Below are 23,645 nucleotides of genomic sequence, written 5' to 3' on the forward strand. Positions count from 1 at the left end.
GGCGACCGGTTAGAAACAAGGGCTCTTGCTCATCAGGTTGTTCCGGCTAAAATTCCACATCATGGCAGCACCCACGCAGCCCCGGCCGCGCACGATCCGCGGTATGGACGCCCAGCAGCGGCGCGCGCAACGGCGCGAACAGCTCCTCGCGGCGGCCTTCGAGTTGTTCGCCCGCGACGGATACGCCAACACCTCGATCGAGCAGATCTGCCAGACCGCGTACGTGGGAAACAAGGCGTTCTACGACCTGTTCGACAGCAAAGAAGACTGCTATATCGCGCTGCTGCGTCAGGTTTCCGAACAGATCGAAGAGCAAGTGGCGCAAGCGATGCGCGAATCGCGCGACGCTCGCGAAGACGAAACCGTGCGCCGACTGTTGTCGGCGTTCGCGCACATCCTGGTCGACGATCCACGCGTGGCAATGGTGACGTTCGGTGTGGCCGCCGGTATTTCACCGGCGGTTGAGGCTCAGCGACGAGAGAACCGGCGTTGGGCGGCGGCGTTCATCGAAGCGTTCTGGCGTCGCAACCAGTCCGGCGACGAGCGGGAGAACGGGACCGACTATCGCGCGCTGGCGGTTGCCACCGTTGGCGGCCTGTTCGAGACCGTCACCGACTGGATGCATGAGGCGGATCCTCCTCGGGCGCGGACATTCGACGACCTGATCCGCGATCTGACAACGTTCATGTCCGTGGTCGAGGCCGGACTTCGGCTACGGGAAGACTGACCGAAGGCTGTTGCCGCCCAAAAGCTTCGCACGCATGTGCGCGAGCACGTCTTCGGTCATCGCGAAGCCACCCAGGTGGCTCTCGGAGCGCACGGTGAGTTCGCCATCCTGCAGGCGTGTGATGGCCGTGTGCACGCCGGCGATCGGAACGACGTGGTCGGTGACGCCGTGCCACCACCGCACCGGTGCCTTCACGTCGGCGAGCTGAAAGCCCCAGTCACGGCCCAAGAGTCGCGCATCGTCGACCATCGCCAGGCAGCGACCGCGGAAGGCGTTGACCATGTCGTCGACGAAGATCGCCTCGACTTCCGGATCGTTCAACACTTTCCGGTCGACCTCGGGCCACATGCGCATGTAGACGCGATAGGCGTAGTGCGCGAACGGTATCAGCGGCGCCAGCAGGATGGTGGCGATCACTGCCAGCGGGCGGCGCAGCTGCGTGAGGACAGGGCCGAAGCGTCGGGCGATCTCGGTGGCGCCGGCGCGGGTGGCCTCGGGTCCGACTGCGGGGACGGTGCCGTCGAGAACACCGACGGCTGCCACCAGATCGACCATCGGAGGCAGCGCGCCGCAGGCCAGTGCGTAGGGACCGCCACCGGACATGCCGACAACACCGAGCTTCTCGGCGTCGAGCGCGTCGGCCACTTGGGCCATGTCGGCAACCCAGTCGCTCACCGAGGTGTAGCGGTGCGAATCAGACAGCCCGGTGCCCGGTCGCTCGATGACGATCACGCGCAGGCCGAGTTGCTCGGCAGCGCGGCGCCCCTTGGCCAGGAATTGGCGCCGCGCGCCGAGGGTGCCGTGAAACCACAGCACCACCGGGCCGGTGGGGTCACCGAATTCTGCGTAGCCGAGTCGGCGGCCGTCGGCGAGGTGGAATTGCCCTTCCGCTCGCGGCTTTTCGACGCGCGGGACCCCGGGAGGATGCCGCAGTGGGTTGTCCATCGAGCTTCAGAGTAGGCGACCATCTGGCCCGGGTTTGATCATCAAATGACGAGTTAGACGCAGTGTTCGGCAGGAGTTCCCGCGTGATTCATCGCGGCTTTGTCGCGGTGACAAGGTGCGTCGAAATCCACGGTCCGCCGTACCACATCCGCCATCCGACGCTTTTGCGTTCGACCTGCCAGCCTTGGGCTCGCAAATGGTCGGCGTGCTGTTTGGTCTCCCACAGGTCGGCAATAGCGAGGCGGCCGCCGGGTTCTAGAACGCGAATCGCCTCGTTGAGAGCTGCGCGCCGTCCGTCGTGGCCCGGGATGTTGTGGATGGCGAGGCTGCTGACGATCACGTCAAAGCTGTTGTCCTCGAACGGAAGTGAGGTCATGTCGCCGGTGTGCAGTTCGATCCGGTCATTGACGCCTTCGACTTCCGCGTTCGCGAGAGTGGCCGAGGGCGAGTTGTCGGTTTGGTCGGCTCGCCAAAGGTCGACGCCGACCGCTTTGCCTTTGGGCAGTCGCTTGGCCGTGGCCAGCAGCACCGCGCCCCGGCCACATCCCATGTCGAGCACGGTTTCGTCACCTTGGAGTACGAGTTCGTCGAGGATTCGCTGCCAGACGTGAAACTTGCCGGCTTTGGTCGCGTAGATATAGAGCGCGGTGCTGGCGGCGATGCCGAGCGACGATGCGGCGGTCAATACTGCGGTTAGTAATTTACCGCGGTTAATGCTGACCCCAGACCAGACGGCGAGGGCAGCGGATCCGGCAGCGATGCTTATCGCCTGTCCGCGCGCGGAGATCGTGTGGAACGACCCGTCGATTCCGTAGTCGCCCTTGTGGTCTCGCGGCATCGCATGCGTCATTGCAGCATCTTCCTTCGTTTCCAGCCTTAATCGATGAACCCACACTATTCAGCGCACCTCACCGTGACTGGTTACGGGTGCGTCGTGTGCCTAAACTTCGGCTCGTGGGACAGGAATTGCGCGTCGACACCGCTGGTGTGCACGCCATGGCGACCCGCTGGGGCGCCGTAACGGGCGACCTGCGCGAGGTGGCAGCGCCGACCGGACTGGGATTGTCGTGCCAGGCCAGCGCGGCGGCAGTCGATGCCGCCCACGTCGACGTCGCGGCGTTCACCTCCGCGCTGGCATCCCGGGTGGGTGATCGCGCGACCGGCGTCGTCGGAGACACCACCAGCTACCTCGCCCAGGAAGCTGCTTCGACAGCCGCGGTGGCTGCTGTGTTCCCGCCCACGATCAGCGAGTAGGCAATGGCGGCCGTCGCGGGGACTCCTAACCTGTCAGCCCTCTTGGCGTGGCCCACTGACCACCTCACCGAAGCGGCCAGTCACTGGGAATCGGTCGGCGACCGCAGCTACGGGGTGGCCCACGGGGTGTGGAGCGACGCGCTGACTGTCGACTGGGACGGTGAGGCTGCCGACGCGCTACGCACCGACACCCACGCCGACCTGATGACCACCAGCGGAGTTGTCGATCAGTTGCAGGAAGCCGCGACAGTCGCGCGCCAAGGAGCTTCAGAGCTGACCGCGTCCCGCTCTCAGCTGCGCTACGCCGTGGAAGATGCTCGCTCTGCGGGATTTGAAGTGGGCGAAGACCTTTCGGTCACCGACCGGATGTCCGGCGGGTCAGCTGCGCAACGAGCCGCTCGGCAGGCCGCCGCTGAGGCCCATGCCGGCAATATCGGTGGTCGCGCGGCGCAGCTCGTCAGCGCCGACGCCCAGGTGGCGAGCAGAGTTACCGCTGCGGTGGCCGGCGTCGGGTCTACTTTTCCGCAGACTCCGTCGACGAACGGTCAGATTAGCGCCGTCGACAGCCGGACGTTCAAGCAGGATCCTTCGTTTCCGGTCAGCCCGAACGACATGACCAAGACAGAGGCACTCGCTGCATGGGAGGCCATTAATGCTGAGCAACGTGCATGGAACGCTCGATGCGGCGTTGAAAACGTCGGGCCGCTCCCGCCCGCGCAGTACAACGCCTGCCTTGCCTCACAGAGTTCAATTTCGGAGCGAAAGGCGGCGATCAGAGACCGGCTACGGCAGCTTGGCGTACCTGTAGAGGGCGAAGGACCTTCTTCTCCGGGCGAGAACACAGGCGGCGGGGCGCCACCACCAAAGATCGACAAAGTTCCGTTGCAAACTGACAGTGGGCAGATAGAAGCGAAGTACAAGCACGCCGAAGACTTCGGCGTGACAGATCCACGCGGGCGCGCTGGCTTCGACAAATTCGAGAACGCACTGAAGGCGGTCGTCGATGATCCTTCGACAGTGCACATTCAAGGTACTTATCGCGGCCAACCTGCGATCCTCAACTACAATCCAGACTCTGGAGTGTGCGTGATCCAATCTCCGGGCGGGCAATTCGTATCGGGATTTAAGCTGAGTCCGGGACAGGTTCAGAATGTGTTAGGTAGAGGCTCACTGGGTGGTGGCGATTGATGTCGTTGGACAGCACAGCTACGGCGCGGATGGTCGCGAAGTACCGAGACCTTATCTCTGACTTCACCAGTAACCGACTGTCTGCGCAAAGCTTCGAGTCGAGATATCTGCAAATTTTCAAAACCGACACAGATCAAGTCCCGAGCAATGAGTTCGATCTGCTTGAGAAGCTGTTCTTCGCTGTCGATGATTACGTTGCTGATCCTGAATTGCGCGAGAAGGTCGGCGGTCTGGACGATGATCAACTACGCGACCGTGCCGAAGAGGCTTACTCACAGCTGTACGGCAGCTGAGCACACTAGCGATGCTTTCGACAAGCCAATCACCTAACGGGTTTCGATCGGATTGAGCGGGCCGCCTTGCTTAGCAAACGAATAGATAGGCAATGAACCCAGTGCCGTATAGCTGATCTGCCCGGGGCGCTCGCACGGCGGCAAGGAGTCGTCAATGCTTTCAGATCGCGAGTTGCTCGCGGAAGTGGACAACTTGAACGATGTCGAGCTGGCCAACAGCCGGAACAGATCGAGGATTCATGAACAACGTTTTGGATGCCCTCCCGGCGGACGCACGCGCCGTGATCGTGGACGAATTGGACCGGAGTGACCCACCCCTTCTCGCCGAGCTCCACGGTGCACAAGAGCCGACTACCGAACAAAGTGACGCAGTCAATCTCCTGTTGGAGAGAGCGATCATCGAAAGCCTGGTACCAGATTGGACTTCCAACGAGCACGGCTTGGCGGTCGAACCCGCTGTGACGACTTACTTCGAAGTGTGGCCACGATACCGGTGAGAGCGGTAGCCCTACACCAACGGGCGTGGCTCAGTAATGCAGCACTTTGCTACATTTGTAGCAGAATGCTACGCAAAGGAGGGAACATGACGAACATCGCTGATCGGGTGACGCGCGTCGCGGCCGACCTTATGGACAGCGCGACCGCTGAAGGCGCGCGACAAAGCCGCTCGGCTAAGCAGCAACTCGACCACTGGGCACGGGTGGGACGCGCGGTGTCGAGCCAACAGACCGCGGCCCGTAGGCGAGTCGAGGCCGCGCTGAACGGCGATCTGGAACTCCGCGAACTCAACGCAGAGGAGGGCATCGTGTTCAATGCCGAGATCGCGGCGTCCGTTCAAGAGAAACTTGCGGAATCGAACTACGGGAAGCTGTTGGCCGAGCGAAGCATAACGACGGTGGCTCTCGACGAACACGGTGACATCATCGAGCATCGTCCTGACGGATCCTCAGTTCCGCTGGGCACGAAACGTCGGGTGCCACGCCGCCGGAAAGCGAGCGCCACGCCCACCCGATGAGGCGTCTAGATCTCGTCGTCGGCCCCAACGGAGCCGGTAAGTCAACTTTCGTCGAACTGACGCTGGCACCGCTGTTGTCCGGCAGCGCCTTCGTCAACGCAGATGAGATCGCCAAACAGCGATGGCCCGACGATCCCACCTCGCATTCGTATGAGGCCGCGCAGGTGGCGGCAAAGACAAGAGCCAAGCTGATTGAGCTGGGCACATCCTTCATCGCCGAGACTGTGTTCTCCCATCCCTCAAAGCTGGAACTGATCACTTCCGCCCGTGCGGCGGATTACACGATCGTTTTGCACGTGCTGCTCATTCCCGTGGGGCTGGCGGTCGAGCGGGTGCGGCACCGAGTCAAAGCCGGCGGACACGAAGTGCCCGAGACCAAAATTCGCGCCACGCTTCCAACGTCTTTGGGGCCTCGTCGCTGCTGCGATAGCCCGCTGCGATTCCGCGACAGCGTACGACAACAGCAGGCTCGAAGGACCGCGCATCGTGGCCCAGGTGGACCATGGCTTCCTCACCGGCTCGCCAGCCTGGCCTTCATGGACGCCTGAGGTCCTGCAGTCGGCCTTCTCGGCATAGCGGCACTGCTCACCAATGCTCTTGGTGCACAACCTCTTCGAACGGCCGGCGGTTTGGCTTGCGGATCGGCTTGAGCGGACGGTCAGCCGGATAACCAACCCCGAGCAGGTAGGCCACCTCGTAGCCCTCGGGAACACCGAGAATGGCGCGGGCTTTGTCTTGCTCCCCCACCGACGAGTGCCCAGTGCCGATGCCGAGGTCGGTGGCAGCGATCATCATCGCCATGGTCGCTTGTCCGACGTCGTACTGGTCGGTGACCCTGCGGCGCTCATCCGGCGGTTCAGGAATGACGAGGGCAATCGCAGCCGCAGCTCCGGCGATGTGCCCAGCGCCCCGCCACACCGTGGACAGCTCCTGCAGGTGTTCTTTGCCGGTGACGATGACGAAGTCCCAGGCCTGGCGGTTCTTCGCCGATGGCGCCCGCCACCCCGCCTCGGCGATGCGGTTCAGGTCCTTCTCTGCGACGAGCTGCTCGGTGTACTCCCGCACGTTGCGTCGAGCCGTGATCGCATCCCACGCTTCCATCGCATTCCTTCCGTCTGAGGTTCGTTCGCCATAGTGCCACCGGTTGCTTAGTGCAATCGCCGACGAAGTTGTCATACCCAGCAGCCACAATGAAGACGTGGAAGGTTACGACATCATCGGCGACATACATGAATGCGCACCTGACGACGACTAACCCCGCCATCCACTCATACTCATAACCGAGGGGGTAAGACATGACTTTGACTGCTGCACAACGTGATCGGGCCTGCGGCGCGCTGCTCGCCACGGCGGCCGGCGACGCCCTCGGCGCCGGATACGAGTTCGACCCACCGATGCCTTCCGACGCTATCATCGACATGATCGGCGGCGGGCTGGGCGCGTTCGAGCAAGGCGAGTGGACCGACGACACCTCGATGGCGATCGCGATCGCGGAGATCGCAGCCAACGGAGCGGACCTGCGCGACGAGCAGGCTCAGGACCATCTGGCCGATCGTTGGAGCTTCTGGGCGCAGACGGCCAAGGACATCGGTGTGCAGACCAGTTCGGTGCTGTCCGCCGCGGAGGCGCGAGGCATCTCCGCGCACACCGTCCGCGCCGAGTCTGAGGCTCTGCACAAGAGCAACGGCCGCACGGCGGGTAACGGATCGTTGATGCGGACCGCGCCGGTGGCGCTCGCCTACCTCGATGATGAGGACGCGCTGGTCGAAGCGGCCCGCACCGTCAGCGAATTGACGCACTTCGATCCGGAAGCCGGCGACGCGTGCGTGCTGTGGTGCGTTGCGATCCGCTACGCCATCCTCACCGGCGAGATCGACGTACGCCGCGGCCTGGACTGGATTCCCGCCGACCGGCGCGCGCTGTGGTCGTCTCGATTGGACGAAGCCGAGGCGTCGCAGCCGTCGGCGTTCGCCGACAAGAACGGCTGGGTGGTCGCTGGCCTGCAGGCCGCCTGGTCGGCGATCGTCAATACGCCGGTGCCCATGGATGATCCGGCATCAGAGGTATTCCGTGCCGACCATCTGCGGCTCGCGCTGGAGACAGCCGTGCGGGGCGGCAACGACACCGACACCGTCGCGGCCATCGCCGGTGGCCTGCTCGGTGCGGCGTACGGGGCATCCGCAGTGCCTGCGCGCTGGCGGTTGATGTTGCACGGCTGGCCGGGGCTAGATACCCGTGGCCTGATCGCGCTGGCCGACAAGATCATCGCGAAGGGTCAGCCCGACCGGTTCGACTACACCTATGGCGGATATCCCGAGTCCCGTCAGCTGGTCCAACATCCCTACGACGACGGGCTCTGGATCGGCGGTGTGACTGCGCTGCAGAAGCTGCCGGAGGAAGTCGACGCAATCGTTTCACTTTGCCGCGTCAACGATGCGCAGTTGCCAGAGGGCGCGACCCATCTGGATGTGCGGCTCATCGATTACGTCGGCGAAAACGAGAATCTCGATTTTGTGCTGCTCGACACCGTGCGTGCGGTGGAGCAGTTGCGCGCCGATGGCAGGACGGTGTTCCTGCATTGCGTGCAGGCCTACAGCCGCACGCCCACCATCTCGGCGCTCTACGGTGCCCGGAAGCGGGATGTCGACATCGAGACTGCGTTGCGTGACGTGGTCGAGGTGCTGCCCGGAGCCCGCGCGAACCCGGACTTCCGCGCGGCGCTGCGGCGGTTGCACCCGAAGGGTGGGTGATCGATGCGATGGTTATCCGCAGTTGTTGCGGCATCCGCAGATTATGCGGTACAGTGACGTGTGTCCGATCAATACAAGCTGATTCGCTCATTCCTTGACCAAGCGGAATCTTCCAAGTCCACAGCCGAAGTGCTGCAACATCTTCGGTCCATCCTCAACGAGGTCGGCCAGCTACTCGACGAGCAACTGGCCAATGCCGTCGTCGACGACGAACTGTCGATCGCGGCGGCCGGCAAGCACGCCGGCCTCACCGAAAATGCGGTGGGGCCACGGCTAGCCAACACGGCCAGACTGGGCCCATATTCCACGTCGGCCGGCCGCGTGAAGGCCGAAGACGTCAAACGCGCCCGCCAAGACAAGTACGCCCGCCAACCGCTGCCGCAGGCAGCAGCCGCTGAGCCGATGCGATTCAAACCGCGCCGAAAAGCCAATCCCTCCTAGCGATCTCGAAAGGACTACTCATGTCAAACCCGAAACTCACCCAACTGGTGTTTCTGCTCGACCGGTCCGGATCGATGCAATCGATCGCCTCCGATGTCGTCGGCGGATTCGAGGCATTCGTTGCCGAGCAGCGCACGGGCGAAGGCTTGTGCACCGCGACGCTGGCGCAGTTCGACAACGAGTACGAAGTGGTCTACCGCGGCATTGCCATCGGACAGGTGCCCCCGCTGGCGCTGTTTCCGCGCGGCATGACAGCACTACACGACTCCATGGGCAAGCTCATCACCGATACCGCCGCCGAAATCAACGCCCTGCCCGAGGACAACAAACCGGGCACGGTCATCGTGGCAATCATGACCGACGGTCTGGAGAATGCCAGCCGGGAATGGCGGCAGGCAGATATCAAAGCGCTTGTGGAGCAACAAACTAACGACCACGGATGGGAGTTTCTCTACATGGGCGCCGATCAGGACGCCGTCGAGGTGGGCAAGGGTCTGGGTGTCAAAGAAGGGCTGGCCGTCACTTACGCCAGGGGCAAATCTCGCGACACGATGCTGACCGTGTCCGAAAATATCCGCGGCTACCGCAACGCCAGGATGGAGGACGCGTGCGCAGTCATGCCCGAGTTCACGGACACGCAGCGCAAACGCTTGGCGGATGAGTGAGCCAAGCGCGGCAATTGCGCCTCAAATCCCGAGGCTGCCGACGGAATCGCAGCGACGAGGACTTCTGCGGTCCGGCCGCACCGAGACAGACTGACGCAGGGTACAACCCTCGAACGCACGGCCTGCGCCAGTCAGTCAGCGTCACTCCGCGCTCGTGGGCAAACTTCCTGGGCCGTGCGTTGCGAACTGTCGCAAATTTCACGCGGTGAAACCTTTTGTTAAACAACATGGTCGGTCAGCGCCTGGATGGTGGTCGGAGCTAACGGGTGTCGGACTCCGATGATCCACGCCGGGGGTGTACCTTTACACCCGCTCAGAAAGATCGAAGTCGCTCGATATGGCGACGCTGCTGTTTGTCGTTCTGCTTTATATCGACACTGACAAGTACGCGCTTGCCATCCGGTTTGTAATAGATCCGACCCATGTCCTCACTACCGGGAATCCCCGTGGCCAACTTGGAGACCTCGCGCCAACCGCGCGCGCTTTCAAGATCCTTACCTACGACCTCACCCATATCGATTTGAACGAGACTTCGCATCACTGCCGTAGGCGCCTCGAGGTTGGCTAAGACTTCAACGCTATCTAAAACAAACGTGAGTCGCGCGAAGACTGAGTCAAGGAAACCTGAAACGCCGCGCCGCGGAGCGATACGTGCTGTCGTCGTTCGACGCCGTTCCCGCTCTTGCTCTCCCAGCTCTTCCAGCCGCCCCTGCAAACCCAGAATGGTTGACTCCAAGGTCAAGATTCTCGAGTCGCCTTGCTCGGTCCGTTCACGGAAAGCTGACAATTGGTCGCGCAGCTCGGCGTTTTCGGCAAATGCAAATTCGAGCAACTCCTCGGTCTCGGACTGCTGCGCCAATAGAGCTTTCGTGTCGGCCGACTGCTCCGGCGCCCGACTCAGTTCAGCAATCTGATCGTGCAATGACTTCTGGTGTTCAAGAGCCCGATCGAGGTCTCCTGACAACTTGGACTCTCGCGAGGTGGCTGCCGTGAGCCGTTCTTGTAGGAGCGCTGCTTGGCTTTCGGAGGCGTCGAGACGTTCACGAAGACCGACAACCTGTTCCAGGAGTCTTTCGACCTGTGCCTCGAGATCCTCCAGGGGAGTCGGTGCCGCCGGACGCGAAACCACAGGCGCCATAACGTCAGCCGCTGCAGGACGCGAAAACGCGTTATCGACCAGGGACATCACCTCGGCGTGAGTTCCTTTGAAACGTACCCGCGCGAACCAGTCGTAGAACTTGTCGTCGCTCGCTGGGCGATGGCTAACGTCCCAGCGCTGGACCGAAAGACCCGCTATCTCTAAGGCGTCCACGACACCCGACGCGACGCGCTCGGATGCGTTGAACACCACGTAGTGTCCGAACTGATTGGTTTCGACGTTCCACTCGCCATCGAATCCCGCAAATTGTTGCGGCACGGCCTGGCGAGCGGCGTATGGAATCGCGGTGCCTGCCAAGAGGAATCGGTTGCAGTCCTCCACTTCCCACGAAGGGCCGGAGATGTCGACAAAGTTGTCGGCGAACAATGGATAGACCGCGCCGGCATAGACGACGCCCGCATATCCATCAGGGGTCAGCCGCACAGGTCGCCGAATTGCCTCGTCGACAGTCAGCGCGCCGTCAACGACGCGCACAACAGTCTGCTGCGCCGCCATGTCTAGGCCTCCGAAGCGCACCTACATGCGGGGTCTCCCCACGCAAGTCCACAGACGGAACACGGCTTGTAGTAAAGGTTTTCGATCAATTGTTCCTCGGTGGCCTGGATACGTCCGGGAAGTCTCGCCAAAGCTCCTCGCTTGTGTTTTTCAAACACATCCCCGGGTATGAGTTTCGGGTCCGCGCGGTCGGCAACATTGGCGCGCACTACGAGGCCTCCGGTTGCTCGCGCAGGGTCGGAGTCGTCGGTGACGTCAACCGGACCAAGGTCATCGCTGCCCGGCAGCCCGATGCCGAATTCGAGGTCAAAGTACGATGCTTCGGCGTGATCGTCTTGGCGAGTCGATTCGGCATTGATGGACAGAATCAGGTCGTCGTTAATTTCCAAGGCGAGCTCCAGTCGTTCGGCGAGCGGCGGCGCGTTCTTGTCAACGTTCACGGTGAACATGCCCAGCGAGGTCCTTGGATCGCTGGCCTGCGGTTGCTCGTGAAGATCAGTTGGGGCAACGATCGAAAACTTCGCAGACCCGTCGGTAGGGTCCGTGCAGAAGAGGTGAAATTGGTCAGAATGCACGAGTCCCAAGGTCGGCATATGCGTGCCCCGACGGAGGAGCGGAAGCCGGTAACCGCGTGCCATCTCCAATTCGATCTGCTTCGCAAGCACAAGCCGCTGTTTGTCATGAGCGATCCAAGCCGCTCCTTCGGAGATCAGTGTTGCACTGTTGTCTGGGATGACTACCTTTTGCGGACCAAAGAGTTCGTGTAGTTGGCTGCGGATACTCGGCATGGCGGCCATACCGCCAGCCATTACGCAGAGCGAAACCTCCGCGGCTGCCATATCCACGCTCTTCAAGAGGGACTCGACTTCGTGAATACCCGCAGCGACTAGTGGCCGGGTGATCTCCTCAAGCTCCTGGCGGTTCAGCGGATACTGAAGCGTGGTGCCGGACTCGGGAAAATAATTCGGTCTGTAAAACGTGACGCTGGCCCGCTCCGACAGCGCTATCTTGTTTTCTTCTGCGTCCTCCCGGAGTCGAAGCCGAGCTTCGCGGATTGGATGATCTGTCTCCGCAATCCCGTGCTTGTTCGAGAACCTAGCGACTACCTCGTCGCGAATCACCTCATCGAACTTGTCGCCGCCCACCTGATCGGTCCCGCCGTTCCGAAGCTGCACAACGTGACCTGGCTCGATTCGACACAGCGTCAGGTCAAGCGTGCCGCCGCCCCAGTCCACAACAAGCACGTTGCGGCGCATTAGAGCGCGAATCGCACTGTCGGGATCTTGCCCGCCGCGTAGGTACCCGTAGAGCGCCGCGAACGGCTCATGGACGAAGTGGACAACTGAGATACCAGCTCTTTGGAATGCTTGACGCAAAGCTGCGCGGCGAGGTCCATTCATGTTGACCGGAATGGTCACCACCGCTCGGTCTAAGTCTCCTAGCGCGTTTCGCTCCCGACTGCGTTTGGACTCAGCACGCACATGTCCAATAACGTCGGCCACAATGTCTACCGGGCTGCGCTTCACACCGCCAACGCTGATGTCCTCGCGTCCGAGGTACATCTTCGGTGACCGCACGGTATTACCGAACACACCGAGGCCTACTTCCTCCAATGCGTCCCTGGCCTCGCGACCGACGATGACCTCTTCGCCTTCGTACCGGACGACGGACGGATGTGGACGACCCCGGTCGAGTATGGGGAGTGCCTCATCGCCAACGACGACAGAGACCAGGCTGTTGGTGGTCCCGAAGTCGAACCCGACGATCACTGCGTTTCTCCTTCGAGCTCCGTGAGCCGCTTTACTTCTGAGTCGATCTTGGTCAGCGCGCGGTCGACGAATTCTTCTGCGACATCCGGGCTGCCGTTCCGCAAGGCGTGCAGCCCATCGGTCAAAAGATTTATTTGTGGTGCTAGCTGCCGGATGACCTGCGCGCGCAGGATCTCGTAGTCATGGGCGGCGTGGGTGCTCTCCACGAACCGGCGGCTCTGTTCAGTCTCTAGGAGCTGCCTAAGCTCAGCTGCCTGAGACTGCAGTTCGCGGGAACGCGACTTCTCACTCTCGAGGGCAGCATTCATCGACCTAGTTCTTTCTTCTGCCATCTCAGCGCGACGCACCTGCGCCGCCGCCCGCTCGTGGGCACCCTCCGTCGCTTGCTGTTGTTGGAGAAGACGGGATCTAAAGTGGCGAGCGAGTTGACTAAGAGGTTCAGTCTTGGCGGTAGCTAGCAACGCCGCCGCACTCGGAGCGCGCAGACTCGGCCCGTCCCATACGAATGCGCTCATGTCTTCGATGAACCGCTCAATTGTCCAGCCGTCCCTTAGAACTCGAAAGAGCTCGAACGCGGTTACAGCATTCACGCGAATCTGCTCGCGCTTGGCAGCGCGTCGTTCTAACCTCTGCTCTTGACTGACAATATCGGAGGTGAAAATTCTTGCGACGCTACTAATCTCGCGGGCAGTTAGCGTAGGCTCGACCCGCGGATCAACCAACTGCGCTATTGAGCCCTCGAAGACTTTGTGAACGGCGAGGGCAACCAATAACAGCTCAAGTATGCGCTCGCGGGTATGAGGCGCGATCTGAAGATCGGCAATATCCGCCAGCAGGTTCGGCGGCACGGCGAGTAACGGGTCCTCCGCAGCTAACGTTCGGACCAAATCCTTCTCCTGCTGCAACGAGTCGGGGTCCGCGACGAGGTAGGTCAAATCGCGCGATAGATTTAGCTGGCGCCCGGCTACCGCCTCGCGGTATGCGTACTGAAAGAGTGCAGCAACAGTTTCGGGTCGCTCAACCTTCTTTTTCTTCTTAGAGTTGGCGTCAGGTTTGGATTGAGCCAGATTCGTTTCCGTCAAATGCGCCGAGGGTGCGGGCGCTTCGCTCTTTGCTTTGCCCAACTCGCTATCCGGCGCGGTGTCTTCTGTCCGACCATCGGTGGTCACCTTCGCGAATCTCCCCGGAGTCGATGCTGGAAGCCTGAGAACCAGCTTTCCGTCGTGTGGCCATGGCGGAGCTTCTCAGCGTGCTGGGCCGCACCCGCAAGATTACCGGCGGCAAAGTAATGCTCGGCGGCAATCAAGTGCAGTTTGAGCGCGTCGGGTTGTCGCTGCATACCGATGCTTGCAACCAAGGTGGCGACGTCTCGAGCCGGCGCGGTGCCGTCAAGAGGCAGAGCGCTCCAAGCTAGCACCTCCTCAATCACAGAGTCACTCAGAGCGAAATCCAAACTCGTATGAGGAGAGAGGGCGAGGCTACCCCGTTCCCAGATCTCGCCACGCAGCATCGCCTGAAAGCGCATGGATACTTCGGCCACGCGTTGACTCTTAGTCTTGGTCATCGCGCGTTGAAATTGGTTGTAGTGAAATGCGACGATGCCACAGATGGCTTCTGCCGGTGGCCGGTCGAAGGCGCCGAGGATGTCCACGGCGCCGTTGAACCTGTCTTCGTAGCGCGTCCCCGCGCCGCCGACAACGGCCAAGCGCTCCGCGTCTTTTTCCCGCGCGAAGACCCCATAGAGATAGTCCGCGAGACCGGAGTAATAACGCCCCCCAGTCGAATATCGCTTTGAGCGCATGATGAAGTCGTCAATCGTTCGGGGGCTGAGTTCGGTGCCGCCGATTAGATGCTGTAGCGCTGCGTCGACTCCGTCGAGATCGTCAGCCTCCGCGAGAGTGAACTCGAAGTGGAAGTCGAGCTTGACGTTTCCGTTGCCCAAAGTGATGTCGATGACGCCGTTCCGCTGCGCCGCCAACAACTCGACCGCGTCCGAAACCGATATAGAGTGGCCGTTAATCCACACAGCGTCAGCGTTTTTGATCACCCAGTCGCTGTTCGCGGTTTTGTACGTGATCGTCAGCCTACCTCGGCCACACTCCCGGCCCTGAAGGACTAGTACCGGCCGCTCGGTCGGATGCCCCTCGAACGTGTGAATTCGGAGGTCAGCCTCAGTCGAAAAATTGACTCGGCAGATCGGACACGGGAAGTTGGGCGGACGGGGCTGTCGCGGCTCGCCGCTCCTCTGTTCTATCGGCTCGTGAAAGTCGAGATAGCCGGTGTGCCAGAATCCCATCAAATGCCTGCCTTGCAGCCAAGTGCGTCAGTACTCAATGTCCGCCAACGGCGAACATACTCTGACACGCCGACAACGATGTACTCATCGCGGCACAAGTTTGTCGACCGCCAGTCGTCCGCCTCCGCGCGGCCAAGTCCCATGTTCGTTGTGCGCGTTGGCGACTGCCGCGACTAACTTTGCGCCAGTAGCGGTCATTCGACCGGTCATCACCAGCTCCGTTTCTGCTGCAGATTAGTACGTTCGTACGACAAACTGCCGAACCGGTCGTCGGCATCCGCATCCCGTTCTAGGGTGGATTTTAATGGCACTCCACGTCCACCGTGCCGAGCGCACCGACCTGCTGGCCGACGGCCTCGGCGCACTGCTGGCTAACCCACTGCCAGACCCGTTCGCCGAGGAACTCGTCCTTGTGCCGGCCCGCGGGGTCGAGCGCTGGCTGAGCCAGCGACTGTCGCATGTCCTGGGGGCCGGCGGCAAGGGCGATGGGGTCTGCGCCGGGGTGGCGTTTCGCAGCCCGGCCTCGTTGATCGCCGAGATCACCGGGACCGTCGACGACGATCCGTGGTCACCGGACTCGATGACGTGGCCGCTGATCGAGACGATCGACGGCTCGCTCGATCAACCGTGGTGCACCACCCTGGCGAAGCACTTGGGTCATTTTGATACCGGCGAAGAACCCGAGTTACGAAGGGGCCGAAGGTATTCAGTGGCACGACGGCTGGCCGGACTATTCGCTTCCTACGCCCGCCAACGTCCGCAACTGCTTATTGAGTGGCTCGACGGCAACACAGCCGGAGTCGATCCCGATCTGCGTTGGCAGCCCGAGCTGTGGCGCGCGTTAGTCGATCGCATCGACGCAGATCCCCCACACATCCGCCAGCAGAAAACCGTGTCGCGGCTGCAAGAAGGACCGAGCGACCTGCCAGCCCGTCTATCACTGTTTGGGCACACCCGCCTGGCCTGCACCGACATCGAGCTACTGCGGGCGTTGTCGACCCATCACGATCTGCATCTGTGGTTGCCCCACCCCAGCGACGCGTTGTGGCGGAAGCTCGGCGGCCAGCACGGGGCTATCCCGCGTCGCGAGGACACCAGCCACCGCGAGGTCGACCATCCGCTGCTGGCCACCCTCGGCCGCGACCTGCGCGAATTGCAGCGCAGCCTGCCGGCCGATGTGCAGACCAACGAATACCTGCCCATTCGGGATCGCTCAGAGATCCTGCTGGGATGGCTGCAGTCCGACATCGCCGCCAATGCCGTTCGGCCACAAGGACGTACGCTCGCTGCAGACGACCGCTCAGTGCAGGTGCACAGCTGCCATGGACCGGCCCGTCAGGTCGATGTGCTGCGTGAGGTGCTGCTCGGTCTGCTGCAAGACGACCCGACGTTGGAGCCGCGCGACATCTTGGTGATGTGCCCGGACATCGAGACGTATGCGCCGCTGATCGTCGCCGACTTCGGACTCGGCGACGTGGTGCACGGCGCGCATCCCGCTCACCGGCTGCGGGTCAAGCTCGCCGACCGGTCGCTGATTCAGACCAACCCCCTGCTTGCCCTGGCCGCGCAACTGCTGGCGTTGGCTGACGGCCGGGTGACGGCCAGCGAGGTGCTCAACATCGCGGAGACCGCGCCGGTGCGAGCCCGATTCGGCTTCACCGATGACGACCTGGAGTCGATCACTCGCTGGGTGCGGCAGGCGAACATCCGGTGGGGATTCGACCGAGAACATCGCCAGCCGTACCACGTCGACTTCGTCCACAACACATGGCGTTTCGGTATCGACCGAATTTTAGCCGGGGTCGCGATGTCTGACGATGCCCACGCCTGGATCGACACCACGCTGCCCCTCGACGACGTCGGCAGCAACCGCGTCGAGTTGGCCGGCCAGCTCGCCGAGTTCGTCTGCCGTCTCGAACGTGCGGCCGACGCGCTGTCCGGCACGCGGCCGCTACGCGAGTGGCTCAGCGCTCTGGCCGACGGCGTCAGTGCGTTGACGCGGATCAGCGACTCCGACGCCTGCCAGACACGACAGGTGGAACGCGAGTTCGCGGAAGTGTTGGAGCAGGCCGGTTCTCGCGGCGACACGACGCTGCGGCTGCCCGATATCCGGGCGCTGCTCGACCAGCACCTAGCGGGTCGGCCGACCCGGGCCAACTTCCGCACCGGAACACTGACCGTGTGCACGATGGTGCCGATGCGATCGGTACCGCACCGGGTGGTCTGCCTGGTCGGCCTCGACGACGGCGTCTTCCCCCGCCTCGGCGTCGTCGACGGCGACGACGTGCTGGCCCGCGACCCGATGACCGGCGAACGCGACATCCGTTCGGAGGAACGGCAATTGCTGCTCGACGCGGTCGGCGCGGCTACCGAAAAGCTGGTCATCACCTATACCGGCGCCAATCAGTACTCGGGGCAGCCCCGTCCGCCCGCGGTGCCGCTGGACGAACTGCTGGACACGCTCGACGTGACCACTAGGGAAAAGATCCGGCAGCGCATCGTCGTCGAACATCCGTTGCAGCCGTTCGACATTCGCAATGTCATCCCCGGCGAGCTGGTGCCGAAAGTCCCGTTCAGCTTCGACCCGACGGCACTGCGCGCAGCACGGGCCAGCTCCGGCGACCGCAAGGAGCAACCGTTATTCATTTCCGGACCGCTGCCGTCTCCACCTGCCGACGACGTCATCCTCGCGGACTTGATCGGCTTCTTCAAAGACCCGGTGAAAGGCTTCTTCCGGGCGTTGGAATTCACATTGCCGCGTGACGTCGACGGCGTCCAAGACGCGATGCCGGTGGACCTCGACAACCTCGAAGAGTGGTCGGTCGGCGACCGGATACTTGGCGACGTCCTGCGCGGCATGACCGCCGACCAAGCACGCCAAGCGGAATGGCGCCGCGGCACACTGCCGCCGGGACAGCTGGGGTGGCGCAAGGCAACCGAGATTCGCGACCAGGCCAACCTGCTGGCGACCGAGGCGCAGCAATATCGCACGACGGATCCCACGCCGTACGACGTCGACATCGAGCTCGGTGGCGGCCGGCGCCTCAGCGGAACCCTCCCGGCGGTGTATGGCCACCGCCTGGTATCGGTGACCTACTCGAAGTTGGACGGCAAGCATCTGCTGGCATCGTGGATTCCGTTGCTGGCGTTGTTCGCTCGTGAATCCCGACAGGACTGGTCGGCCGCGTGCATCGGGCGACCAAAGCGAGGCATCACCCCACTAGTCGAAGAGTTGGGCCGACCAGATGGTGATGCTGTCGAGGTGTTGCGCGAGCTGGTGGCGATTTACGACGCGGGCCGCCGCGAACCGCTCCCCCTGCCCGTCAAGACTTCGTACGCGTGGGCGGTCGCACGGCATGAAGGCGACGACCCGGTACAGGCCGCGGATTATCGCTGGCGGAGCAATCTGTACCCGGGGGAAGACGCGTCGCCGGCGCATGTGCGCGCCTGGGGCAAGGATGCGCGGCTGTCTGACCTGATGACACCGCTGCGCGCGGGTGAGGAATTCGACAGCGAAGACACCCGACTCGGGGCCTATGCGTGCCGGCTCTGGCTGCCGATGCTGCGCGCCGAGAGGATCCCCACGTGATGGAGCCCTTCGAGCTGCTCGGTGCGCTGCCCGCCGAAAAGTCCACTACCGTGCTGCAAGCCAGCGCGGGCACCGGTAAGACCTTCGCGTTGGCCGGTTTGGTGACGCGCTATCTCGCCGAGGGCAAGGCCACGCTGGATCAGATGCTTCTCATCACGTTCAGCCGATCGGCCAGCCAGGAGCTGCGCGAGCGGGTGCGCCGCCAAATCGTCGACGCTGTAATCGCTTTCGACGACCCCTCGACGGTCGGCGAGAACCAGCTGGTGGCGTACTTGCGAGCCGCCCCTGACGACGAACGCAATGCCCGCAAGCAGCGACTGCGCGATGCGTTGGCCGGTTTCGACGCGGCGACGATCGCCACCACGCACCAGTTCTGCCAGCTGGTGCTGAAGTCGCTCGGCGTGGCAGGCGATACCGCCTCCAACGTCACCCTGCTAGAAAGTCTCGACGACCTCACGACCGAGATCGTCGACGATCTGTACCTCGCCCACTTCGGCCAGGAACGCGACGATCCCGTGCTGCAGTACGAGCCTGCGCTGAAGCTGGCCCGCGAGGTGGTCAACAACACCGCAGCCGAGTTGCGGCCCCGCGACCCGGACCCCGGTTCGGAGGCCGCCGCTCGTGTCGATTTCGCGAAAGACGTTCTGGCCGAACTGGAGAACCGCAAGCGGCGGCTCGGCGTGCTGAGCTACGACGACCTGCTGAGCCGCCTGGCTGCCGCGCTCGACACCGACGACTCTCCCGCGCGAGCGCGCATGCGCCACCGCTGGCCCATCGTCATGGTCGACGAGTTCCAGGACACCGATCAGATCCAGTGGCAGGTGATCGACCGCGCGTTCAGCGGGCACGCCACGGTGATCCTGATCGGTGATCCGAAGCAGGCCATCTATGCGTTTCGCGGCGGCGACGTCGTGACGTATCTGGCGGCCGCGGCGACGGCGGATGAGCAGAAGACGTTGGCCACCAACTGGCGCAGTGACTCCGCGCTGCTGGACCGGCTGCAGGTGATGCTGCGTGGCGCCCAGCTCGGTGATGCCGCCATCGTGGTGGATGACGTCGAGGCGCACCACCGCGGTCATCGACTGGTGGGCGCGCCGCGTAACGATCCGTTTCGGTTGCGGGTCGTTGCGCGATCGGCGTTGGGCCGCAGGGGGGTTCAGAATCCGCCCATCGGGGCGATACGGGAGCACATCAGCGCTGACCTCGCCGCCGATATCCGCGCGCTGCTGGCCAGCGGGGCGACGTTCGACGGTCAGCCGTTGCGGGCCCGTGACATCGCGGTGATCGTCGAGCGGCATCGAGACGCCGAGGTGTGCTTTCAGGCGCTGTGCGGCGCGGGCATCCCGTTGGTGTACACCGGCAATACCGACGTGTTCACCTCCGACGCCGCGGAAGACTGGCTCTGTCTACTCGAGGCCTTTGACCAACCGCACCGCCCTGGGATGGTCCGCGCGGCCGCGGCGACGGTGTTCTTCGGTGAGACCGCGGAAACCCTGGTGGCCGGGGGTGATTCACTCACGGATCGGGTTGCCGACACGTTGCGCGAATGGGCCGCCCACGCCAGGGAACGCGGAGTCGCCGCAGTATTCGAAGCCGCGCAATTGCGCGGCATGGGTGATCGGGTGCTGTCCTGGGAGGACGGCGAGCGACAGATGACCGATCTCGCGCACGTCACCCAGCTGCTGCAGGATGTCGCGCACCACGAACGGTTGGGTTTGCCGGGGCTGCGCGATTGGCTGCGCAAGCAACGCGAAGAGCGCAGCGGCGCAACCGAACGCAACCGTCGGCTGGACAGCGACGCCACTGCGGTGCAGGTGATAACGGTGTATGCAGCCAAGGGACTGCAATTCCCGGTCGTGTATGTGCCGTTCGCGTTCAACCGCAATATCCAGGACTACGACCTCGTGGTTTTTCATGACGAGGGCGAACGCTGCGTGTATATCGGCGGCAAGCACGGCCCCGGTGTCGCGGCCGCCAAGCAGCAGGGCCGCCGCGAGGACGCCAGCGACGTCAGCCGGCTGAGCTATGTCGCGATGACGCGCGCACAGTCGCAGGTGGTGCTGTGGTGGGCCCCGGCCTACGACGAGCCCAACGGCGGTTTGTCGCGGCTGTTGCGTGGCCGTCGCCCTGGTGAGCCACAGGTGCCCGACCGCTGCGATCGCCCGAAGATCACCGACGACGACGCGATGGCCCGGTTCCAGGAATGGGAGGCGGCCGGCGGTCCGGTCATCGAGGCCTCGGTGGTGGCCGCAGCACCACCAGTATCTGCCAAACCGGGGCTATCTGACTTGGAGATGCGGCACTTTCACCGCAGCATCGACACCGGGTGGCGGCGCTCCTCTTACTCCGGTCTCATCCGTGTCGCCGAGACGGTCGGGGTCACCAGCGAGCCGGGAGTCACCGAACTGGATGACGAGACCGGCGATATCTCGTTGATCGAGAATGCATCCGGGCCTTTGGTGGTATCCCCGATGGCGTCGCTGCCGCGTGGCGCGACGTTCGGATCTCTGGTGCACGCGGTGCTGGAGAACGCCGATCCGTCTGCCGCGGACTTTGCTTCGGAGCTCGAAACTCATGCACGACGAGAGCTGAACTGGTGGTCGGTGGATGTGACGGCCGCCGAACTGGCCTCGGCGTTGGTGCCGATGAACGAGACATCACTGGGCCCACTGGCGGACGGTTTGACGCTACGACAGATCAGTCTGGCAGATCGGTTGCGGGAGTTGGACTTCGAGATCCCGCTGGCCGGCGGTGATCTGCGTAGTGCGGCGCCGAACGTGTCAGTGTCCGATGTCGGCGAGTTGCTGCGCTCGCACCTGCCTGCCGATGATCCTGTATCGCCGTACGTTGATCGGTTGACCTCCGCCGCGTTGGGCAACCAGTCGCTCCGCGGATACCTGTCGGGCTCGATCGATGCGGTGCTACGGCTGCCCGGCCAGCGCTACCTGGTGGTCGACTACAAGACCAACTACCTCGGTGACAATGCAGCCGACTACAACCATGCACGTCTAGCCGAGGCGATGCTGCACTCCGACTACCCACTGCAGGCATTGCTATATGCCGTTGTGCTGCATCGCTTCCTGCGGTGGCGCGTACCGAATTACGACCCGGCTCACCACCTCGGCGGAGTGCTGTATCTGTTCGTGCGAGGCATGTGCGGCCCTGACACCCCACTGATCGACGGGCAGCCATGCGGAGTGTTCAGCTGGCAGCCACCGGCCGCGTTGGTGGTCGCGCTCTCGGATCTTCTCGACGAGGGAAGGCAGGCAGCGTGACGGTCACCGATGTGGATCTTGCCGTGGGCGCGAGCGGCTTGCTGCAGACGTTCAACGAGGCTGGCGTGCTGGATGTTTCGGACGTTCGCGTAGCCGACCGGATCTGCCTCCTCGGCAAAGAGGCCGACGAACGCGTAGCGCTCGCGGTCGCACTGCTGGTGCGCGGACTTCGCGGCGGATCGGTCTGCGTCGAGCTGGCGACCATCGCTTCCGACATAGGCGTCGACGACGTGCCATGGCCCGAGTCGGCGGGCTGGCTCGCGGCGGTACGAGACAGTGCGCTGCTTGACCAGGTTCTGCATCTCTACGACGAGCGACTGCTCTATCTCGACCGGTATTGGCGTGAGGAGAAGCAGGTCTGCGACGACTTGTTGGCGCTGCGGATATCCAAGTCGACCGGCAATTTGCCCACCTCAGAGCGACTTTTCCCGGCCGGTTTCGAAGAGCAGCGCGAAGCCGCGGAAATCGCTCTGGCACAAGCAGTAACTGTTTTAACCGGTGGCCCCGGAACCGGTAAGACCACCACCATTGCGCGGCTACTGGCATTGCTCGCTGAGGAAGCGCAGCTGTCCGCCGCGCCTCGGCCACGGATCGCGTTGGCGGCACCGACTGGCAAGGCTGCAGCCCGATTGCAGGAGGCGGTGCAGCACGAGGTCGCTGAGTTGGGCGAGTCCGACCGGGCGCGGCTCGGTGCGCTGCGGGCAATGACGCTGCATCGGCTGCTAGGCAGCCGACCCGACACGTCGTCGCGGTTTCGGCACGATCGCGGAAACCGGTTGCCGCACGATGTGATTGTTGTCGACGAGACGTCGATGGTTTCGCTAACGATGATGGCGCGGCTGCTTGAGGCGGTGCGCCCAGATTCGCGGCTGATCCTGGTTGGCGACGCCGATCAGCTGGCGTCGGTGGAAGCCGGTGCCGTACTGGCCGACTTAGTCGACGGCATTTCTGCGCGCACCGATATGCGGGTGGCGACGCTGAAAACGTCGCACCGATTCGGCGAGTCGATCGGCATTCTCGCCGAAGCGATCCGGGTCGGCGATGCGGATCGTGCGTTGGAGCTACTACACGCCGGCGGCGAGCATATCGAATTCATTGAAGCCGATGATGCGTCTGAGGCTCTGCGCTCGGTCTTGTTGCCGCACGCGATACGACTCCGCGACGCCGCGCAGTTCGGCGCCGACGATGTCGCGCTCGCGACGCTCGATGCGCATCGACTGTTGTGCGCACATCGGGAAGGACCGTTCGGGGTGCGCCACTGGAATCGGCAAGTCGAGCAATGGCTTTCCGAAGTGACTGGTCAGCCGCCGTGGTCGGAATGGTATCCCGGTCGCCCGCTCCTGGTAACCGCGAACGACCACGGACTGCACGTATACAACGGCGATACCGGTGTGGCCGTCGCCCGCGCCGATGGGCTTCGGGCCGTCATCGCGGGCGCCAGCGGACCGCTGGATTTCGCGACCAGCCGACTCTCTGACGTCGAGACCATGCACGCGATGACGATCCACAAGTCTCAAGGCAGCCAGGCCGAGGAAGTGACAGTGCTTATGCCAGGCAAGGATTCGCGGTTGCTGACGCGAGAGTTGTTCTACACGGCGATGACTCGGGCAAAGAGGAAGGTGCGAGTGGTGGGGTCGGAGGCCTCGGTGGCGGCGGCGATCGCACGACGGGCGGTTCGGGCGACAGGGTTGCGACTTCGCTTGCGGTAGTGACAGACACTCGATACTGGTTGCCCCTAGGCCGCATTCCGGGGCACTCCGGTGCGCCTCCGAATTATCATCCAA

At 63.2% G+C, this 23,645-nt stretch carries 18 protein-coding genes and 1 pseudogene; 12 read left to right on the forward strand and 7 right to left on the reverse strand.

The features are described 5' to 3' along the window. The first annotated feature begins 61 nt into the window (after positions 1–61). Positions 62–727 (forward strand): TetR/AcrR family transcriptional regulator, encoded by a 666-nt coding sequence (locus ACQY5A_RS21670; protein ID WP_428342349.1) that lies wholly within the window; start codon positions 62–64, stop codon positions 725–727. On the opposite strand, the gene ACQY5A_RS21675 is transcribed toward ACQY5A_RS21670, so the two are convergent. Together ACQY5A_RS21675 and ACQY5A_RS21680 are read right to left on the reverse strand one after the other, a co-directional pair. After that, a complete protein-coding gene (locus ACQY5A_RS21675) occupies positions 713–1,672 on the reverse strand; it encodes an alpha/beta fold hydrolase (protein ID WP_428342350.1) in 960 nt (319 codons plus the stop codon). The two genes, ACQY5A_RS21670 and ACQY5A_RS21675, sit on opposite strands and share 15 nt — an antisense overlap. Positions 1,673–1,760: 88 nt before the next feature. Then, positions 1,761–2,522: a class I SAM-dependent methyltransferase gene (locus ACQY5A_RS21680; RefSeq protein ID WP_428342351.1), complete on the reverse strand. Its 762-nt coding sequence runs from the start codon at positions 2,520–2,522 to the stop codon at positions 1,761–1,763. A 104-nt stretch (positions 2,523–2,626) separates the two neighbouring features. Between ACQY5A_RS21680 and ACQY5A_RS21685 the strand changes: the two genes are divergently transcribed. The 5 genes and pseudogenes from ACQY5A_RS21685 (at position 2,627) to ACQY5A_RS21705 (ending at position 5,998) form a co-directional block, all read left to right on the forward strand. Beyond that, positions 2,627–2,926 carry a hypothetical protein gene (locus ACQY5A_RS21685; RefSeq protein ID WP_428342352.1) on the forward strand — a complete coding sequence of 100 codons (300 nt, stop codon included), beginning with the start codon at positions 2,627–2,629 and terminating at the stop codon, positions 2,924–2,926. Positions 2,927–2,929: 3 nt separating this feature from the next. After that, positions 2,930–4,114 (forward strand): colicin D domain-containing protein, encoded by a 1,185-nt coding sequence (locus ACQY5A_RS21690; protein WP_428342353.1) that lies wholly within the window; start codon positions 2,930–2,932, stop codon positions 4,112–4,114. Continuing rightward, positions 4,114–4,407: a colicin immunity domain-containing protein gene (locus ACQY5A_RS21695; protein WP_428342354.1), complete on the forward strand. Its 294-nt coding sequence runs from the start codon at positions 4,114–4,116 to the stop codon at positions 4,405–4,407. Before ACQY5A_RS21690 ends, ACQY5A_RS21695 begins: the two co-directional genes overlap by 1 nt. 583 nt (positions 4,408–4,990) lie before the next feature. Beyond that, positions 4,991–5,422 carry a TA system antitoxin ParD family protein gene (locus ACQY5A_RS21700; protein ID WP_428342355.1) on the forward strand — a complete coding sequence of 144 codons (432 nt, stop codon included), beginning with the start codon at positions 4,991–4,993 and terminating at the stop codon, positions 5,420–5,422. Then, positions 5,419–5,998: pseudogene (locus tag ACQY5A_RS21705) on the forward strand (zeta toxin family protein). The gene ACQY5A_RS21700 and the pseudogene ACQY5A_RS21705 overlap by 4 nt, the downstream one beginning before the upstream one ends. A 9-nt stretch (positions 5,999–6,007) precedes the next feature. On the opposite strand, the gene ACQY5A_RS21710 reads toward ACQY5A_RS21705, so the two are convergent. Further along, on the reverse strand, positions 6,008–6,523 hold the full coding sequence (locus ACQY5A_RS21710) for a nitroreductase family protein (RefSeq protein WP_428342356.1): 516 nt from the start codon (positions 6,521–6,523) through the stop codon (positions 6,008–6,010). Between the two features lie 194 nt (positions 6,524–6,717). Between ACQY5A_RS21710 and ACQY5A_RS21715 the strand changes: the two genes are divergently transcribed. From ACQY5A_RS21715 to ACQY5A_RS21725, 3 genes are read left to right on the forward strand one after another with little or no spacing between them, the layout of a single operon-like run. Continuing rightward, the gene (locus ACQY5A_RS21715; protein WP_428342357.1) at positions 6,718–8,172 is read left to right on the forward strand and encodes an ADP-ribosylglycohydrolase family protein; all 1,455 of its coding nucleotides are present in this window, start codon (positions 6,718–6,720) and stop codon (positions 8,170–8,172) included. Between the two features lie 60 nt (positions 8,173–8,232). Continuing rightward, positions 8,233–8,613, forward strand: coding sequence for a hypothetical protein (locus ACQY5A_RS21720; protein ID WP_428342358.1), 381 nt, complete (start codon positions 8,233–8,235; stop codon positions 8,611–8,613). 47 nt (positions 8,614–8,660) lie between these two features. Further along, positions 8,661–9,278: a VWA domain-containing protein gene (locus ACQY5A_RS21725; protein WP_428342359.1), complete on the forward strand. Its 618-nt coding sequence runs from the start codon at positions 8,661–8,663 to the stop codon at positions 9,276–9,278. Between the two features lie 313 nt (positions 9,279–9,591). Here ACQY5A_RS21725 and ACQY5A_RS21730 read toward each other — a convergent pair whose 3' ends face one another. From ACQY5A_RS21730 to ACQY5A_RS21745, 4 genes are read right to left on the reverse strand one after another with little or no spacing between them, the layout of a single operon-like run. Then, positions 9,592–10,932 carry a hypothetical protein gene (locus tag ACQY5A_RS21730; RefSeq protein WP_428342360.1) on the reverse strand — a complete coding sequence of 447 codons (1,341 nt, stop codon included), beginning with the start codon at positions 10,930–10,932 and terminating at the stop codon, positions 9,592–9,594. A gap of 2 nt (positions 10,933–10,934) precedes the next feature. Further along, positions 10,935–12,701, reverse strand: a complete 1,767-nt coding sequence (locus ACQY5A_RS21735) for an Hsp70 family protein (RefSeq protein WP_428342361.1) — start codon at positions 12,699–12,701, stop codon at positions 10,935–10,937. Then, positions 12,698–13,870, reverse strand: coding sequence for a hypothetical protein (locus tag ACQY5A_RS21740; protein WP_428342362.1), 1,173 nt, complete (start codon positions 13,868–13,870; stop codon positions 12,698–12,700). The genes ACQY5A_RS21735 and ACQY5A_RS21740 overlap by 4 nt, the downstream gene beginning before the upstream one ends. Continuing rightward, the gene (locus tag ACQY5A_RS21745; protein WP_428342363.1) at positions 13,867–14,748 is read right to left on the reverse strand and encodes a hypothetical protein; all 882 of its coding nucleotides are present in this window, start codon (positions 14,746–14,748) and stop codon (positions 13,867–13,869) included. Before ACQY5A_RS21745 ends, ACQY5A_RS21740 begins: the two co-directional genes overlap by 4 nt. Before the next feature lie 553 nt (positions 14,749–15,301). Here ACQY5A_RS21745 and recC point away from each other — a divergent pair. From recC to recD, 3 genes are read left to right on the forward strand one after another with little or no spacing between them, the layout of a single operon-like run. Beyond that, positions 15,302–18,586 (forward strand): exodeoxyribonuclease V subunit gamma, encoded by a 3,285-nt coding sequence (recC, locus tag ACQY5A_RS21750; RefSeq protein WP_428342364.1) that lies wholly within the window; start codon positions 15,302–15,304, stop codon positions 18,584–18,586. After that, complete coding sequence (gene recB / locus ACQY5A_RS21755; protein ID WP_428343279.1) at positions 18,586–21,861, forward strand: exodeoxyribonuclease V subunit beta; 3,276 nt, start codon at positions 18,586–18,588, stop codon at positions 21,859–21,861. The genes recC and recB overlap by 1 nt, the downstream gene beginning before the upstream one ends. After that, on the forward strand, positions 21,858–23,570 hold the full coding sequence (gene recD / locus ACQY5A_RS21760) for an exodeoxyribonuclease V subunit alpha (RefSeq protein WP_428342365.1): 1,713 nt from the start codon (positions 21,858–21,860) through the stop codon (positions 23,568–23,570). Before recB ends, recD begins: the two co-directional genes overlap by 4 nt. Positions 23,571–23,645: the final 75 nt, after the last annotated feature.

This window comes from Mycobacterium sp. (assembly GCF_965277065.1).
GTDB lineage: Bacteria > Actinomycetota > Actinomycetes > Mycobacteriales > Mycobacteriaceae > Mycobacterium.